At 40.4% G+C, this 16,065-nt stretch carries 23 protein-coding genes; 8 read left to right on the top strand and 15 right to left on the bottom strand.

Annotation, left to right across the window (positions count from 1 at the left end):
- The 7 genes from nrdE to M1M80_RS09435 form a co-directional block, all read right to left on the bottom strand.
- Entirely contained in the window at positions 1–2,103 is a 2,103-nt protein-coding gene (gene nrdE / locus M1M80_RS09465; protein ID WP_003238357.1) for a class 1b ribonucleoside-diphosphate reductase subunit alpha, read from the bottom strand.
- Positions 2,063–2,455: a class Ib ribonucleoside-diphosphate reductase assembly flavoprotein NrdI gene (gene nrdI, locus M1M80_RS09460; protein WP_003221104.1), complete on the bottom strand. Its 393-nt coding sequence runs from the start codon at positions 2,453–2,455 to the stop codon at positions 2,063–2,065. Before nrdI ends, nrdE begins: the two co-directional genes overlap by 41 nt.
- A 243-nt stretch (positions 2,456–2,698) precedes the next feature.
- On the bottom strand, positions 2,699–2,929 hold the full coding sequence (locus M1M80_RS09455) for a hypothetical protein (protein ID WP_003238362.1): 231 nt from the start codon (positions 2,927–2,929) through the stop codon (positions 2,699–2,701).
- An 81-nt stretch (positions 2,930–3,010) separates the two neighbouring features.
- Positions 3,011–3,283 (bottom strand): YmzC family protein, encoded by a 273-nt coding sequence (locus M1M80_RS09450; protein ID WP_019258471.1) that lies wholly within the window; start codon positions 3,281–3,283, stop codon positions 3,011–3,013.
- A gap of 184 nt (positions 3,284–3,467) precedes the next feature.
- A complete protein-coding gene (hfq, locus tag M1M80_RS09445) occupies positions 3,468–3,689 on the bottom strand; it encodes an RNA chaperone Hfq (protein WP_003221097.1) in 222 nt (73 codons plus the stop codon).
- 39 nt (positions 3,690–3,728) lie between these two features.
- A complete protein-coding gene (gene miaA, locus M1M80_RS09440) occupies positions 3,729–4,673 on the bottom strand; it encodes a tRNA (adenosine(37)-N6)-dimethylallyltransferase MiaA (RefSeq protein ID WP_060398666.1) in 945 nt (314 codons plus the stop codon).
- A 99-nt stretch (positions 4,674–4,772) separates the two neighbouring features.
- Entirely contained in the window at positions 4,773–5,186 is a 414-nt protein-coding gene (locus M1M80_RS09435; RefSeq protein ID WP_080010801.1) for a YmaF family protein, read from the bottom strand.
- Positions 5,187–5,275: 89 nt separating this feature from the next.
- On the opposite strand from M1M80_RS09435, the gene M1M80_RS09430 reads away from it, so the two are divergent.
- The 3 genes from M1M80_RS09430 to ebrB all read left to right on the top strand — a co-directional run bounded on the left by M1M80_RS09430 (position 5,276) and on the right by ebrB (position 6,310).
- Complete coding sequence (locus M1M80_RS09430) at positions 5,276–5,509, top strand: hypothetical protein (RefSeq protein ID WP_060398665.1); 234 nt, start codon at positions 5,276–5,278, stop codon at positions 5,507–5,509.
- Between the two features lie 141 nt (positions 5,510–5,650).
- On the top strand, positions 5,651–5,968 hold the full coding sequence (ebrA, locus tag M1M80_RS09425) for a multidrug efflux SMR transporter subunit EbrA (RefSeq protein WP_019258469.1): 318 nt from the start codon (positions 5,651–5,653) through the stop codon (positions 5,966–5,968).
- Positions 5,969–5,980: 12 nt separating this feature from the next.
- Positions 5,981–6,310 (top strand): multidrug efflux SMR transporter subunit EbrB, encoded by a 330-nt coding sequence (gene ebrB / locus M1M80_RS09420; RefSeq protein WP_060398664.1) that lies wholly within the window; start codon positions 5,981–5,983, stop codon positions 6,308–6,310.
- Positions 6,311–6,346: 36 nt separating this feature from the next.
- Here ebrB and M1M80_RS09415 read toward each other — a convergent pair whose 3' ends face one another.
- The 3 genes from M1M80_RS09415 to M1M80_RS09405 all read right to left on the bottom strand — a co-directional run bounded on the left by M1M80_RS09415 (position 6,347) and on the right by M1M80_RS09405 (position 8,100).
- On the bottom strand, positions 6,347–6,799 hold the full coding sequence (locus M1M80_RS09415; protein WP_019258467.1) for an OsmC family protein: 453 nt from the start codon (positions 6,797–6,799) through the stop codon (positions 6,347–6,349).
- Between the two features lie 74 nt (positions 6,800–6,873).
- Positions 6,874–7,581, bottom strand: coding sequence for a poly-gamma-glutamate hydrolase family protein (locus tag M1M80_RS09410; protein ID WP_003238370.1), 708 nt, complete (start codon positions 7,579–7,581; stop codon positions 6,874–6,876).
- A gap of 285 nt (positions 7,582–7,866) precedes the next feature.
- Positions 7,867–8,100: a hypothetical protein gene (locus M1M80_RS09405; RefSeq protein WP_003238371.1), complete on the bottom strand. Its 234-nt coding sequence runs from the start codon at positions 8,098–8,100 to the stop codon at positions 7,867–7,869.
- Positions 8,101–8,324: 224 nt separating this feature from the next.
- Between M1M80_RS09405 and aprX the strand changes: the two genes are divergently transcribed.
- From aprX to ymzB, 3 genes are all read left to right on the top strand, one after another.
- Complete coding sequence (gene aprX / locus M1M80_RS09400) at positions 8,325–9,653, top strand: serine protease AprX (protein ID WP_060398663.1); 1,329 nt, start codon at positions 8,325–8,327, stop codon at positions 9,651–9,653.
- 110 nt (positions 9,654–9,763) lie between these two features.
- Positions 9,764–10,588 (top strand): MBL fold metallo-hydrolase, encoded by an 825-nt coding sequence (locus M1M80_RS09395; protein WP_060398662.1) that lies wholly within the window; start codon positions 9,764–9,766, stop codon positions 10,586–10,588.
- Positions 10,589–10,666: 78 nt separating this feature from the next.
- On the top strand, positions 10,667–11,023 hold the full coding sequence (gene ymzB, locus M1M80_RS09390) for a protein YmzB (protein ID WP_019258463.1): 357 nt from the start codon (positions 10,667–10,669) through the stop codon (positions 11,021–11,023).
- 185 nt (positions 11,024–11,208) lie between these two features.
- Here the strand turns inward: ymzB and M1M80_RS09385 are convergent, their stop codons facing one another.
- Entirely contained in the window at positions 11,209–11,799 is a 591-nt protein-coding gene (locus tag M1M80_RS09385) for a TetR/AcrR family transcriptional regulator (protein WP_060398661.1), read from the bottom strand.
- 120 nt (positions 11,800–11,919) lie between these two features.
- On the opposite strand from M1M80_RS09385, the gene M1M80_RS09380 reads away from it, so the two are divergent.
- Positions 11,920–12,477 (top strand): hypothetical protein, encoded by a 558-nt coding sequence (locus tag M1M80_RS09380; RefSeq protein ID WP_060398660.1) that lies wholly within the window; start codon positions 11,920–11,922, stop codon positions 12,475–12,477.
- A gap of 176 nt (positions 12,478–12,653) precedes the next feature.
- Positions 12,654–13,121 (top strand): regulatory YrvL family protein, encoded by a 468-nt coding sequence (locus M1M80_RS09375; protein ID WP_060398659.1) that lies wholly within the window; start codon positions 12,654–12,656, stop codon positions 13,119–13,121.
- A 668-nt stretch (positions 13,122–13,789) separates the two neighbouring features.
- Here M1M80_RS09375 and M1M80_RS09370 read toward each other — a convergent pair.
- The 4 genes from M1M80_RS09370 to M1M80_RS09355 all read right to left on the bottom strand — a co-directional run bounded on the left by M1M80_RS09370 (position 13,790) and on the right by M1M80_RS09355 (position 15,847).
- Positions 13,790–14,311, bottom strand: coding sequence for a hypothetical protein (locus tag M1M80_RS09370; protein WP_248596964.1), 522 nt, complete (start codon positions 14,309–14,311; stop codon positions 13,790–13,792).
- 414 nt (positions 14,312–14,725) lie between these two features.
- The gene (locus tag M1M80_RS09365) at positions 14,726–15,094 is read right to left on the bottom strand and encodes a hypothetical protein (protein ID WP_003238415.1); all 369 of its coding nucleotides are present in this window, start codon (positions 15,092–15,094) and stop codon (positions 14,726–14,728) included.
- A 96-nt stretch (positions 15,095–15,190) separates the two neighbouring features.
- Entirely contained in the window at positions 15,191–15,571 is a 381-nt protein-coding gene (locus M1M80_RS09360) for a hypothetical protein (RefSeq protein ID WP_060398658.1), read from the bottom strand.
- Between the two features lie 18 nt (positions 15,572–15,589).
- Positions 15,590–15,847 (bottom strand): hypothetical protein, encoded by a 258-nt coding sequence (locus tag M1M80_RS09355; RefSeq protein WP_060398657.1) that lies wholly within the window; start codon positions 15,845–15,847, stop codon positions 15,590–15,592.
- Between the last annotated feature and the right edge of the window lie 218 nt (positions 15,848–16,065).

Raw genomic sequence — 16,065 nt, 5'->3', positions numbered from 1 at the left:
TCAAACAACACAAGAAAGGCAGCTGTCTTGCCCAGTATCTTTCGTTCTTGCATAGTAAATGGTTTTAATTCCTCTGTGATGTGCATACAGATCGATTCGGTTTAAATCACGAGTCGTCATTGTGTCTTTTAAGAACAATGTGAAGCTGATTCCCTGATCAATGTGCTGCTGGATAGTCGCGATCATATCTACAACCTTGAACATGTCCATATCGTAGGCTTCTTTATAGAAGAACCAGTTATTAGATGCAAGCCCAGGCATTGGGTAGTACGTTTTTGAGTTGCCGTATGTTCTTTCTTCAATCCGTTCCATAATTGGCATAACAGACGCCGTGCTTGATTGAACGTATGAGATAGAGCCTGTCGGCGCAATGCATAATCTATAACTGTGATACATGCCGTGTTCAGCCACAAATGCTTTTAGCTTTTCCCAGTCCTCTTTCGTTGGGATATGCATGCCTTCAAACAGGTTGGCGATTTTTTCGTATTTCGGTGAGAAATCAGTTGAAACGTATTTGTCGAAGTATTCACCTGTCGCGTAGGTTGATCCTTCATATTGATCAAACGTTTCACCCTTCTCTTTCGCGATTTCCGCAGAACGCTGGATGGAGTAGAAGTTCACCATCATAAAGAACGTGTTTGCAAAGTCACGCGCTTCCGGACTTTCATACGCAATGCCGTTTTGCGCAAGGTAGCCGTGAAGGTTCATAGCGCCGAGACCGATTGATTTCATCGCTTTGTTTGCCCGTCTTACAGCAGGCGCATTGCGGATATCAGTCGTTTCAGACACGTGTGTTAAAGAGTCTGTTGCAAGCTTAACTGTCTTTTCGATTGATTTGTGCTCCATGACGTTGAGAATGTTAAGCGAACCCAGGTTGCAGGAAATATCCAAACCGATTTCATCTTCTTCATCATAGTCTGTGTATGAAGAAACCTGAGATGCCTGCAGCACTTCAGAGCAAAGGTTAGAAAATTTCACCTTGGAAATATGGTTATTCGCATGCACTTTATTCACGTTATCTTGGAACATGATATATGGATAGCCTGATTCAGAACGAAGCATCGCCAGTTTTTCAAGCAATTTCCGCGGGTTGATTTTTTCCTTTTTCACCCGAGGGTTGTCGACAAATTTGTCGTACATTTCGTTCATGTCCATCTCATCCATGTGCTGGCCGTATTCTTTATAAATCGTGTGCGGATAAAATACGTAAGCCGCTTTGTCCTCACGCGCAAGCTCAACGAACTTATCCGGAATGACAACACCGATAGAAAGCGTTTTGACGCGCACATCTTCATCGGCAGAAATCTTTTTCGTATCGAGAAAATCATTGATATCGCGGTGGAAAATGTTTAAGTACGCCGCGCCAGATCCCTGTCTTTGTCCCATTTGGTCAGCGTAACGGAACGCGTTATCAAGAAGCTTCATGACGCCTACAACACCTTTTGTGGCATTTTCAACATCTTTAATGGCTTCACCTTTCGCGCGAAGCTTGGACAGGTTAAGAGAAACCCCGCCGCCCAGTTTCGAAAGCTGCATGGAAATATCGATCGCTCTTGAAATATCGTTTAATGAATCATTGACTTCGAGTAAGAAGCAGCTCACCAGTTCACCGCGGCGTTTTCTGCCGGCGTTCAAAAATGTCGGTGTGCTCGGCTGGTATTCCTGATTGATCATCAGGCGCACATATTCTTTTGCTTTCTCAGTGTCGCCGTTTGCGAAGAACAGCGCAACAATTGAGATCCGGTCCTCATAACGCTCGAGGATTTTTTTCTTGTCATTCGTTTTCAAAGCATAGTCATTATAGAATTTAAACGCACTCATGAAGGAAGGAAAACGAAACTTCTTAGCGTAAGCTGTCTTAAACACTGCTTTAATGTCTTCAAAAGAATAAAGGCTTAAGAATTCCTCTTCGTAGTATTGGTTTTCAATCAAATAATCCAGCTTCTCTTTTAAATCGTGAAAGAAAACTGTGTTTTGATTGATATAATCTACAAAATAGCTATGTACAGCCTCTTTATCCTTATCAAACTGGAATTTTCCATCTTTTTGGATCATAATTTCGTTATTTAACTGGATCCATTTTGGCACTTGATTTTGTGACAACTCTTTCTACCTCCTGAGTAAACAATTCAACGTCTTTAGATGTGCCGCTGAGTTCAAATTTGTGCAAGATCGGCACCTGATATTGTCTTGAAATGGTATCGGCGCTTTTTGCAAAGTTATCGCCCCATACTTTATTGCCGCTCGCAGCGACTCCTAATAAGAGATGGGCGTATTTTTCGAGAAATGATTGTGTGGATGCCGGTACCTGACCGAAGTTTGTCGTGTAGGTGACCAAAACAAACGGAGTGTCCAGGTGGTCAATTTCGTCCACCTTGCGTATCTGCTGAAAGCCTATTTTGTTCACAAACCGCTGAACATTCCCTGTTTTTGAATCAAATATGATTTGTACCACGTTTTATCACGACCTATCAAAAAATATGAATCTCTCATCACTAACACTATATATAGTATACTACCCTCTAGCAAAAACACAATATATAGATTTGTTTTTATGAAAAATTCATATTTTGATCAAATCAGACAAATGGGCAGACTCATTAGGGCCCAAAAAAGAGAGCAGAACGAGAGTGATCTCTCGTCCTACTCGGGGTGTCGTTTTTAAGCCGATGTATATCATAACATGAAAAAAAACTGCTTAGTAGTCTAGATTTTTTTTTCTTAAGCTATCACAGCATTTTTCGCTCTCTACTGTTTCTTCTATTTCAACATCCGCACCGATCTCTTCTAAAACCGCCTTCAAAGCGCTGATAATTGACGCTTCTCTGATTAATTCTTTTCCGTTCACAATGATGCTTGTTCCATATTCATAGCAAGAATCATCTTCGCAAATTTCTTCCCAATGATTCACGATCACTTTATGCTTCATTTTTTCACCCTCTGCTTGATCTGTGTCTGTATTTAGTTTAGCGGGTAGCATCCTCTTTGTAAAATCGGATGCTTGTGAATTTTATTCAAGCTCATCATCCGCGTATTCTTTCTTCAGCTTTACCTCATTGCGGGACTCATTATACTCATAAATTTTGATATAGCCGTCCTCCAAAACGCCAAAATGATTATGCTCGAGCGGGAACGAGGTTGGCTGAGGCGTATCATCATCTGAATTGCCGCTGTCTGTTTCAATGATGGTTTCTTGGTTCCCGCACGCCCCGAACAGCAAAAATACAGCTATCCACACAAGCACAATCCTGATTCGCCTCAGTTCTGCTTCACTTTCAAACAAGATCGCGTCACTCCCAGATTCAGATTTTTACATGATATTCGTTATAGCCTTACATATGTTGATCTCATAAAAAAAGACCGTGCCTTGGCATGGTCAGCTTACAGAACAACTTGGTTCATTTTAAAAATGGCTGCCGAGATTCCCCCGACAGCCTCCCCATGCGTTGACATGGTATTTTTGTAATCTATTCGAGTTCAAGCTGGACGTTTTTTTGCGGCGCAAACGTTGAGATCGCATGTTTATATATAAGCTGCTGCTTCCCTTCCGATTCCAGCAATACGGTAAAGTTATCAAAGCCTTTCACTTGGCCACGCAACTGAAAGCCATTCAGCAAAAAAACAGTGACATACGTATTTTCTTTCCGGATTTGATTCAAAAACTGATCCTGAATATTAATCGGTTTCATGTTTCGTCCTCCTTGATTCTCTATATCATACAGTTTCGATTAAAGTTCGAGTTTTCCTGCTATATGTGTGAAAATTTCCTTTTTTTTCAGCTCCATATCAACGGGCGGTGTCATATCGAACCAGGCAACCTGCATTTTGTTGCGGAACCACGTCAGCTGGCGTTTCGCATACCGTCTTGAGTTCTGCTTTAGCTGATCGACAGCATCAGAAAGTGTCACAAAACCGTCAAAATATGCATATAGCTCCTTATAGCCTATCGCCTGTATCGACTGACAGTCTCTCACATTCCGGTCGTAGAGGCGTTTCACTTCCGGAAGAAGACCTGCCTCCATCATCATATCGACCCGCTGATTAATTCTAGCGTAAAGCGTGTCTCTGTCCATTGTCAGTCCGATTAACACTGCATTGTACAAGAGTTCTCGTTTTTGCTCCTTCAAATGCTGAGACATCGTTTTTCCAGACGTGTGTAAAATTTCCAGCGCACGAATGACTCTTCTTGTATTATTCGGATGAATCGCAGCTGCTGCCTCAGGATCTGCCGCAGCAAGTTTGGCATGAAGAAAGTCAGCGCCTTCCCGCTCCGCAGCTATTTGCATGCTTTGTCGAAACGCAGGGTCGTTTGCCTCTTCCGTAAATGTATAATCGTACAGCACAGATTGTATATAAAGCCCTGTACCGCCGACAATCATCGGAAGCTTACCTCTTTTGGCAATCTCGCTGATTTTGTTTCTCACTAAGCCTTGATAATCGGCGGTTGAGAAGGAATCTTGGGGATCTAAAATGTCAATCAGATGATGGGGCACTCCCTCCATCTCCTGTTCGGTGATTTTAGCTGTTCCAATATCCATCCCTTTATAAACCTGCATCGAATCTCCGCTGATAATTTCCGCGTTCAAGGATTTAGCTAGCTGAATACTTAAATTTGTTTTCCCCACTGCCGTCGGTCCGACTAAAATGACAACGGGCTGCTTCGTATTATTCAATATGTATCACTCTCTTTTATAAATCTCCCCCCATTATAGCATTCATCATGTACAACCACCTATCCATTTTGCCCTTTTTTTGCACCGGTAAACATCCTGCTACCAGCCGAGCGGCTCATTGCCGACGATTTCTCTCGTCCTTCCTTTCAGGGCATGCCGATGCGTTTTTCTTCCGTCATCTTTCGGATCATACACAACGCCTCCGTACCGGATCTCAATCGGTTCATTATAGGCCAGATACGTCGTTTCTTCGATTTCGTGATAATGAGTGCCGTCTGCTAAGGGAATCGCAGGGCCCGAGATTCCGTAATACCGGTGGAAATGACCGCTTTCAAAAGACGTAATCCCAGTAAAGTAGTGTGTATGCTGATCGGTATTCGATCCATTAGCCGGCTGAGTAAATCCTTCAATGAGATGATAATGTCCCTGCTCTTTGGTTGTTTTGACATGATAAGCATGTGCGTGAGGCGGCGCTTTTGACCAGTCAGACGGATACAGGCCCAATGTGATCACATCCCTTCTTTTTCATCAAACGCCCAATCAAATCTGGGTAGGCTGAATACACTGCATCATCTACAATTTATTACAGGAGGAAAGAAAAAATGAACGAGATACAGAATTTCACTGCTGAAGATACAAGAATATTTGGAAGACCTTTTGGGTTTGGAAGACCTGGATTTGGCTACGGGTTTGGATTTGGCCGTCCATTCGGATTTTACGGGGGGCCTTTTTTCGGCGGCCTTGTAGGCGGGCTTGTAGGAAGCGCTTTATTTAATCCTTATTTCTATGGCGGATATCCCTATTATCCGTTTCCTCCATATCCTTATTACTATTAAACACAACAGACCTCTTAAAAAAGAGGTCTTTTTTATGTCAGTGAAAATGAATCTCTTGACTCATACTTAGGCATACACTAATATTTTTCTAGCTGAGATTTTTATGACCTAAAAACATATTTGAAGTGAGGAGAATTTACAATGTTAATAGGATACATATTCCTCACGATTGCCATATGCTCGGAATCGATAGGAGCGGCCATGCTGAAAGTGTCTGACGGCTTCAAAAAATGGAAGCCAAGCGCCTTGGTCGTGATTGGCTATTCCCTCGCCTTTTACATGCTGTCGCTCACCTTAAACCATATTCCCCTGAGTCTCTCATATGCGACATGGAGCGGTGTGGGCACGGTGCTGACGGCAGTGATCGGAGTGAAATGGTTCAAGGAAGAACTGAACGTGAAAGGACTAATTGGAATCCTTTTATTAATTTCTGGGGTTGTGTTACTTAACTGGCAGTAAGGAGTGATGATCATGAAAGGATTTCTTTATTTGGCTCTTGCCATTGTATCTGAGGTTTTCGGAAGCACGATGCTGAAGCTTTCAGAAGGATTTACACAAGCCTGGCCCATTATCGGAATCATTGCCGGGTTTCTTTCTGCTTTTACCTTTCTAAGCTTTTCTTTAAAAACAATTGACTTATCAAGTGCGTATGCGACATGGTCGGGCGTTGGAACGGCGCTTACAGCCATTGTCGGATTTTTGTTTTTTGGCGAAACCATCAGTTTAAAGGAAGTGTTCGGGCTCACGCTTGTCATTGCAGGCGTCGTCGTGTTAAATCAGTCAAAAGCCCCTGCTAAATAAAAAAAACAGACGGCCTGTGAGTGACCGTCTGTTTTTTTATTCACCAGCCCGTTTTACAGTGGCCTCAAGCTGCAGCTCGACATTTCCTTGAACTGCGCGTGAAATCATGCATGACGACTCCGCCTTTTCACAAAGCTTGTGCGCCAATGCAATGTCTTCTTGTGAAGCATCATGTTTGAGCACGACGGAGGGACGGTGAATGATCTTTTTGTATGTAAAGACTCCTTTTGTGACGTCGACAATACCTTCTGACTCCATCTGCAAGTCTTCTTTTTCCAGTCCGCTTCTTTCCATCATTGCAGCAAGTGTAATTATGTAACAGGTCGCTGCCGCCCCGAGAAGCATTTCATCTGGGTTGGTCCCCTCTCCCGGTCCATCCATTTCTTTAGGAATAGAAATAGATGTGATGAGGTTTCCGCTTTCGATCGTACCGACGTCATTGCGGTTTCCCGGCCAGTTCGCTTTTAAATAAAAATGATGATCTGCCATCGTATGTTTTGCCTCCTTTTATGATCCTATTTCAGTCTACTGATCTTCTCTTATTTTGTCTTCAGATCTGCTTGTTACGAATACTCTTTTTCAAGGACACTTTTGATCGCACGAACATAAGCATAAAATTCACTGTTCTTTGTGTATTTCCTATTTTTATAATAAAAATCATCGAAAAATGCTTCTCTCTGTTCGCGGCTGATTTCCAGCTGGATACTCAGCCCTGTTTCCCCTTGGTTGTTAATGTTTTCGGCACTCAATCCAGCGAGACCGCTTTTAGACGACGCTAGCTCAGCTGAAAATCCTCTTCTCTCAAGGGCTCTTACGATCATTTTCGCCCGCTTTCGGTCTGTGCCTCCAACAAGTGTATTCTTGTTCTCCCCTTTATATCCGTGAAAAGCCACAACATATTGGTGCTCCTTGATTTTCTTTGCAGCCAATGGCTCATCAAAGTTGGTGCTTGTAATGTGCAGCGTTTGGTTATCGTGTGACTTCAGCCCTTCAAACAGGTATGTAGAGTATTCATTATTGAAATACCGCACAAGCTCGCTTACTCCGCCTTCAATTCTTCCGCCGTGCGGAGACATAATTAAGACTTTGCTTCCCTTTTTTTCATTATAAGAAATATCATAATCGGCTGGGCTCTCATTCTCTGCCAAGCTGCTGAAATTTGAATATGTATCTGGCTGATCAGATGGTTCAGGTTCTAATGAGTAATGAACATATCTTAGGAATAAGACAATGGCTAAGACTAATATGACATTTAGTATAAATCTTCTCATGTTTAACTCCTTTCATAAGAATGGCACGGTTCATTATATGAGGTTTAGCCAATAGGTTTTATCTTACCATTGTATACACTATATCATCAGTGAAAAAGTTCCCGGTTTCAAAAAATCAATTGATTGTCACAGTTAATAGCGGTTCATTTCAAATATGAGTGAAAAAAGATTGAGAGGAAAGGCAAAAAAGGTAGGAACAACCTCACTTGGTAATTAAATGTATAGAGGTTTAAGGAAGGTTTTTCCAATTAACGGGCTGCCCGGTATACAGAAACGGACAGCCTGTTATCGTCCTGCAAAATAGAAATTTTGCTTATTTGTTCTCACAAAGTCACAGGAGAGAATAGAGTCTAACAAAAACGTTCTGATCTGTTGTTTCGAAAAACAAAAAGCTTTGATTTGCGTTTTGCTTTTCTGTCTTACAATAATCGTTCTTTTGCTTATCGTTCCGTCTTTCTTCATATATATAATGCTGATTGGCATTTGGCTTTCCAAAGACCGATGTAAGAAGAAATTCATCCAGCTGCACCCTTCCTGCCTGTTTAATATGACAACATTATAATACGAACAAACGTTCTTTTTCAATGTCCAATGATTGCCACGACTTATGAATCTTTCGTATCTGATTCGAAAGGTTCATAAAAACCAACTCATGTCTGCCTCTTATAAAGGACAAACAAACTTACCAAACCTATCATCTGTTCATAGAGTATACAGAGAACCTTATAATAGGAGGAAAATACATGTTTGGGTACTCTATGGTACAAATGGTGAGAGCAAATGCTCATAAGCTAGATTGGCCGTTACGGGAAAGCGTCTTGCAGCTTTACAAGCCCTTCAAATGGACTCCTTGCTTCTTGCATCAATTTTTCGAAACCAAATTGAAAAACAGAAAAAAAATGTCAGTCATTATTGAATTTGAGGAAGGCTGTCATGAGACTGGCTTCCAAACGGCTGGACAGCTGCTGCAAAAAGAAAAACGCAGCAAGCTAAAAAGCCGCTTCAACAAAATCAATTGCTGCAGCGCGGAGGTTACTCCTTCAGCGTTACATTCTCTTCTTTCTGAATGCGGCGATATCCGCAAAGTGTATTTAAACCGAGAAGTCAAAGCGCTTCTAGACACGGCAACCGAAGCAAGCCACGCGAAGGAAGTCGTCAGAAACGGGCAAACCCTGACAGGAAAAGGCGTTACCGTCGCTGTTGTCGATACAGGAATCTACCCGCATCCTGATTTAGAAGGCAGGATTGTTGGATTCGCGGACATGGTCAATCAAAAAACCGAGCCTTATGATGATAATGGTCACGGCACACACTGTGCAGGTGATGTCGCAAGCAGCGGCGCGTCCTCTTCCGGCCAATACCGCGGACCTGCACCGGAAGCCAACCTAATCGGTGTGAAGGTGTTAAACAAGCAAGGTTCAGGAACGTTAGCGGATATTATTGAAGGTGTAGAGTGGTGCATTCAATACAATGAGGACAACCCGAATGAAGCGATTGATATTATCAGTATGTCGCTCGGGGGCGATGCGCTTCGATATGATAATGAACTGGAAGACCCGTTAGTCAGAGCGGTTGAAGAGGCGTGGAACGCAGGGATTGTCGTCTGTGTCGCTGCCGGAAACTCAGGGCCTGATCCACAAACGATTGCAAGCCCAGGCGTGAGCGAAAAGGTGATTACAGTAGGTGCGCTTGACGATAACAATACCGCAAGCAGCTATGATGATACAGTCGCTTCCTTCTCAAGCCGCGGGCCGACAGTATACGGGAAAGAAAAGCCTGATATATTAGCGCCCGGTGTTAATATTATTTCCCTTCGCTCTCCGAATTCTTATATCGATAAGCTTCAAAAGTCAAGCCGTGTAGGATCTCAGTATTTTTCAATGTCAGGAACATCGATGGCAACGCCCATCTGTGCAGGAATTGCAGCTTTAATCCTTCAGCAAAATCCTGACCTTACACCGGATGAAGTGAAAGAGCTGTTGAAAAACGGCACGGACAAATGGAAAGGTGAAGATCCGAATGTTTACGGAGCGGGCGCTGTAAACGCAGAAAATTCCGTTCCCGGCCAATAGACAGCATCATAAAGCCGGCAAATCTCTCTCAGCAGAGTTGCCGGTTTTATGTTTTGAATTTTCATAATAATGGGATAAAATAATAGAAAATGGATGAAGGAAGTGGAGAAATGCCATATTATATCTGCAACACATGCGGTGTACAACATGCGCAGACTGTAAATCCGCCTAACTCATGTCTGATTTGCGATGAAGAAAGGCAGTATATTCATCCTGATGGACAATCTTGGACAACCCTTGAAGACATGCGTGAAAAAGGAAACCTTCAAAACATCCTCAAAAAGGAAGAAAAACATCTCTACAGCATCAAAACTGAACCAGAGTTTGCGATCGGACAGACAGCATTTCTTATCCAGCATAAGGGCTTCAATGTGCTGTGGGATTGCATTTCATATCTTGACCAAAAGACAATTAACCAAATTAACGAATTAGGCGGTATCCAAGCCATCGCTTTGTCTCATCCGCATTATTACTCTGCTCAGGTTGAGTGGGCTGAAGCGTTTCAGGCCCCGATCTATATCCATGAGGATGACAATGAATGGGTGGCAAGGCCGAGCAATCACATTCATTTCTGGTCAGGTGAAACTCTCAAGATGAAGCCGGGACTGGACCTCTACCGCCTGGGCGGACATTTTAAAGGCGGTGCTGTTCTCCATTGGAGCAAAGGCAATGAAGGGAAAGGCTGTCTATTGACCGGGGATATCATTACGGTTGCGGCGGATCGGAACTGGGTCAGCTTTATGTACAGCTATCCAAATCTCATTCCCCTTCCCGCCTCCAAAGTTGAAGAAATAGCAGCCAAAATGAAACCTCTTCAATTCAACCGGCTTTACAACGCTTTTTCTAAAGTTGTCAGAGAAAATGCCGGCGAAGCCGTCCAGCGTTCTGCCGTACGTTATATCAAGGCTCTGAACAGCGAATTGTTTCATACATAAGGGGTGAGGCGGTTCTTATGCGTGTAAAAGATGCAGCAATTGGGAATAGTATCGTGTAGATCAAAAGGAGGAATATTGATGGCATACACGAATACACAGCTATCTCAATGGCTGGAATCCAAAGTCGGCCAGACGCTTGATATTAGAAAAGGCGAATTGACCCATGATGAAGAGGTTTCAGATCTGGATCAGATTGTTCTCCACCTTCAAAAAGTGGGTATAAGAAGCACGAATCATCCTGATGACTATGTTGCAAAAGAAGAACTTGTTTTAGAAGGCGAAGGAACAACTTATACTGAGGATGGGGACGTACCGCTTCCGCAAAATGCCTATGAGATTCCTTTATTAGGTGATATTCATATTCACCAAGAAAACGAAGGATTGAAGGTTGTAACAGACCGTGCAGTATACACAATTGATGTTCAGCACAGCTGACAGTCACTCGAAGCAAAATAATATAGCTTAGCGCCTTTGAGCTTTCATTCAAAGGCGCTCCTTGCTTAGAGCTATTTCACGATATACCGCTTAGGATACATATTTTTATGGCATTCTAAAATTAGTATTTTATACTGATTTGAACCATTTCTTTTTACAACTTTCTTAATATCCACCCTTCTGTCTCACATGTTTACACAAATTGTGTCTACATGCTGCATAATGACACGTTTGATGCGGTCTTTATTCACTCGCACAGGGTCAAGCATCGCATGTAAAGCCAAGCCGTCAATTAGCGCGTAAAGTCTCTCAGCTTCAATGTCTTTATCAGCATTCTGCTTCAGTAAATCAAATTCATCTAAATAGGCAACCAGATTCCGCATGCCGCTGTAAATCCCGTCATGATTCGCATCAAACATATCCTTTTTATGTCTGGCGTAAACCGTAAAGGCAAACCACACCTCCATCTCTCTAATCGTTTCTTCATTCGTTGGGACAATTTCAAGCAAAATATGCAACACTTTTTCCTTAGGGGGCAAATCCTTCATTGCAATGTCCTTAATTCGGGCCGTCGCCTTTTCCTGAACAAGTTTCATTGCAAAAACAAGCAGTTCATCTTGAGTAGAAAAATAATGGCGCAGCGCACCTAATGACAATCCTGCTTCCTTTGCAATGTTTCTGGCAGAGGCTCCTTCCATCCCCCGTTCTAAAATCACGCGCCACGTCGCTTCTGCAATTTGTTTTCTTCTTTTCTCATGGTCAATTTGTTTTGGCATAGCTTTATTGTAACAAGAAAAAACTAAGAGAGCAATTTTTATAATACAGTTGTGTTATAAAAATAAAGATGGTAAAATATCGTTTAAATAATACAACTGTATTGAAAAGAGGGGAATGGATTGAACGGTATCGCATGGATGATTGTCTTCTGTGAAATTGCGTTTTGGGTTGTGATTGTTTTAGGGCTTGCTGTACGCTACCTATTCAAACAGCATACATTAGGACTGATATTCCTAGCCTTAACTCCAGTTATCGATTTGATCTTATTAGCGGCCACTGGTGTGGACCTTTACCGCGGAGCCTCAGCGACTGCTGCCCACGGGATTGCTGCTGTTTACATCGGGATATCGATCGCCTATGGGAAGCAAATGATTCGATGGGCGGACGAAAGATTTCAATATTATGTGACAAAACAAGGATCCAAACCGCTAAAACGCTATGGAATGGACTACGCCAAGCACTATGCAAAAAGCTGGATAAGACATGTGCTGGCTTTCCTTATTGGCGCGGGACTATTAGCAGGGATGATCTATTTCATCAATGATTCTGCCCGAACCGAGGCATTAAGCGGCATTCTTAAAACATGGACAGTCATTTTAGGCATTGATTTTCTCTTTACCGCCAGCTATTTTATTTGGCCGAAAAAAAAGAAAGCTTCGTCAAATCTCAAAAGTTAACATGATGAAAAAGAAGGTCCTTTCCGCTGGAAAAGGGCTTTTTAAGTTTTTGTCAAAATATGTTATACTGTTTTCCGGTGATCTACTGGGATCTCCACCCTTGCTGTTTTCATTAAAATAAGCTTAGGAGATTCATATTACAATGAGTAAGTAAGCATGTGAAAGGAGTGTCGTGCTTGAGCCAAAAAGAACAGAACGAGCAGTTTAAAGAGGTAAAGCTGAGCTCGAAATTAATCGTAATTGTATCTATCATTCTTATCATTGCCATTGCACTAGCAGTGATCTTCGGCGGGTATTTCTTCGGGATGAAAGGGTTATTCTCTATACTGGGCATCACATACGATTCCAATCAAACATTAGTTTTATTTATTTTAGTCTGTTTTGCTGCAGGCTTGATCATAGACCCACTCACAATGATTGTCTCTATGATTCTGGCAAAATCACTTTCATTGAAAAAGACTGCACTTTTTGCTTTTATCCTGTACTTTATCAGCAATTTCATAACGATCTGTTTTGCGGATTACTTTATGCAGTCTATATATATTCCAGATGTCTTGCTTTTTGTGATATCAGCATTGATGGCTTTCATTGAACTTGCATTTGATGAACAGCCTAATGAAGGAACTGTTAAAAACAGCCTGTGATATTTCAAGCGGTTTTTACTTTTACCCAGATTGAAATATGAGAGAACAAAAATACATTTCCATAACTGATACACTCAAACAACAGCTCACATCTTTTTGCTTTCTCATCACAAAAAACTCCCTGTTCATAAAAAACAGGAAGCAAAACAATGTTGATTTGATTTAGATTCTGCATTCATAAATAATTCCTTCAATCTCATGCTCAAGCTCATCCAAAAGGATAATTCTATTTGGACCGAATGTCATGTTCCCACCTCCCTACCTAAAATATACATTTATTTGAATTATTTGCAACATTTTATTGTGGCAAGGGATATGTCCATAAACCCATTACGAAGTATAACACTAAACATTGTTTTACACGTTACAGCTATTCTTAATGTATGACTCCAAATGAGTACAAAAAAACTTTGAAAAAGAATGTCTCAATGCTAAATGCTCCCGCTACATCACACTTGAACATCTTTTCCATCTCATATGTCATGTTATTTTAGATTTCAAAATAACACCCAATCCTGATGAAAATCTGATATTTCAGTGTTTTCTCAGACTAAACATTTACGATAATTGAATTGAATTAACATGATTATTTATAAAACATGGGCAAAGTCATTTATTTGATCTTGCCCATTTCGCCATTAAAAAGTCTGCTTATTATTTTGATCAAGTTACATTTCATTTGCTATTCGATTTGCAAAATATTCTTTCCAAACCATAAGAGCTAGTGGAACTATTGCTAAATCTGTTCCTTTAGCATTAAAATCATTAACACTAAAGTTTACTGGATCATTTACGTGAGCTAATTCATGAAAAAAGACATTCAGACCTCTATTGTTTTTTGGATTATCTTTATCTATTGATCTAATATTAGATATCATCTCCGTTAAAATTTCAGAGTGATAAACAATAGTAGCTTTTTGTATTTTCTCGGCTCCTAAATACTTCACCATCATCGCACGACCTTTTCCAATACTATCATTTGTATATCTGAGAGGCTTGCCTTTTACCTTGAGTACTGCAAATAAATCTTCTTCATAGCATTCACTAAACACTATTTTCTCTAACTTATCTGTCTTTAAAATTGTATTGGCTAGATTCTCTATAACTTTTTTAAATAGATCCATTTTATTATCACTTAAACTATATTGTTTATTATCTATTTCGATAGCATTTCTTATCTCTATTTCCAAAGTTCCACACCCCCTTTTCATTTAATACCCTATTTTTCTCAATTCCCTATATGTTTTATACTGTGCAACTCGTCGAACTGTGCCAACCCCTTGCCCTATCTGTTTTCAAGCTAAAACCCTAACATTAATTGCACACTGTTATCTTTTATGGAACTCAAAAAAATTAAAATAAAACGTTCACCATAGAGTTCTGGATGAGTCATTAAAAACAATGTTAAAAAATCTAAATGCTAAGTACACAGTTTAGCAAGTGATTAATCCCAATAAAAAACGCTCTCCCGATTTTAGGAAAGCGTGTATCGATTTGATTTATTGCTTATTACTTAAATATTTCTAGGGAAACACTATAAAGTGGTTTTCAATGAAGCTTCTATCATAGGCCGTTACTGTCCATTTTAAGAATAACCACCTTCTCTATTTAGGATAGAACGGAGTTGATCCTTTACTCACTTTATTTCTTTTTTGTTTGGTAATAGGTTTATTCACGTATTTTTCACCTGAATTAATTGTTTTATCAACTGCGTTACTCTTTTCTTGAGCAATTGCACTATCTCGCGTATCCTCGGCTGCATTACTTTCCTTCATAGCTATTGCTGCTCTCTTTACATTGCTAATACTTGTAAGTTCAGGATTTTGTTCTTGCGTTAAATAAAGATTAATGTTTATTTGAAGTGGTGTATCTTCTAATACTTCTTCTATTTTCTTTTTTATTTCTTTATTTAATAAATCTCTATCATTGATTTTAAAATTCCTGTCCACATGTCTTTCTGGTCTATTAAACATGGTGCTTTCACCTCTTTCTAATAAAAAGATACCACCCTACTACTGTTTAAGAATGTAGATAGGGTGGTGCCACTATTCCCCTTAAATAGCACTCAACTAATGTTTAGGAGTCCAGACTTTAGAACTCCCTTTATGCTTACCGTCATCTTTCTTATATTCAGTGTCTTTTTTACGTTTTTTATGCTTAACAGTCTGATCAAAATCTGAATTTTCGGGATCACGAGATGCATTACTATGCCCTTGAGCAACTGCGCTTTTCATTGGGTTATCTGAAGCTTGACTATAATCTTGGGCAATTGCACTGCCGTCGTTATCCTCGGCTGCATTACTATTTCTAATAGCGATTGCAGTATCAGCAAAATCTCCAATCGAGATTAGTACCGGATTCTGTTTTTGATATTTTTTTGACTTTTCCTTATCTTTTTCTTTATCTTTTTCCTTATGATCTATATCTTTATATTTATCATCAAAAAACATATAATAACCTCCCTTATATTAATCCTTTTTGGTTTTTACAGATTGATCAAAATTACTGTCTTCAGGGTCCCTAGATGCATTACTGTAATCTTGAGCAACTGCACTATCCATCGGGTTATCTGAAGCACTACTATGACCTTGGGCAACTGCACTGTCATCATTACACTCAGCAGCATTACTGCCATCAATAGAAATTGCAGAGTCATTAAAGTTGATAATACTAATTAAAATAGGTTCCTGCTCTTGATCCGGCCGCTTTTTCTTTCTCTTTTCCACGAATTATTCACTCCTTCATATCAATAATTTTTATTCCATATAAGGTATAATCTTTTAACAATTTTGTTTGGACAAATAGTACAAGTTATGCTATTTCAAACATTTTCCTTAAGACCATTTTTTATATAAGGATTTAGCAATTAATCAAATACTATATATTTGCCGATCACTTACCCTCTCTTTTTGAAGTTATCTCATAAATGAATTCCATACCTTTT

This window comes from Bacillus inaquosorum (assembly GCF_023238325.1).
Classification (GTDB): domain Bacteria; phylum Bacillota; class Bacilli; order Bacillales; family Bacillaceae; genus Bacillus; species Bacillus inaquosorum.
Note: the sequence above shows the minus strand (reverse complement) of the source record. Positions and strands in the feature narration are given on the sequence as shown.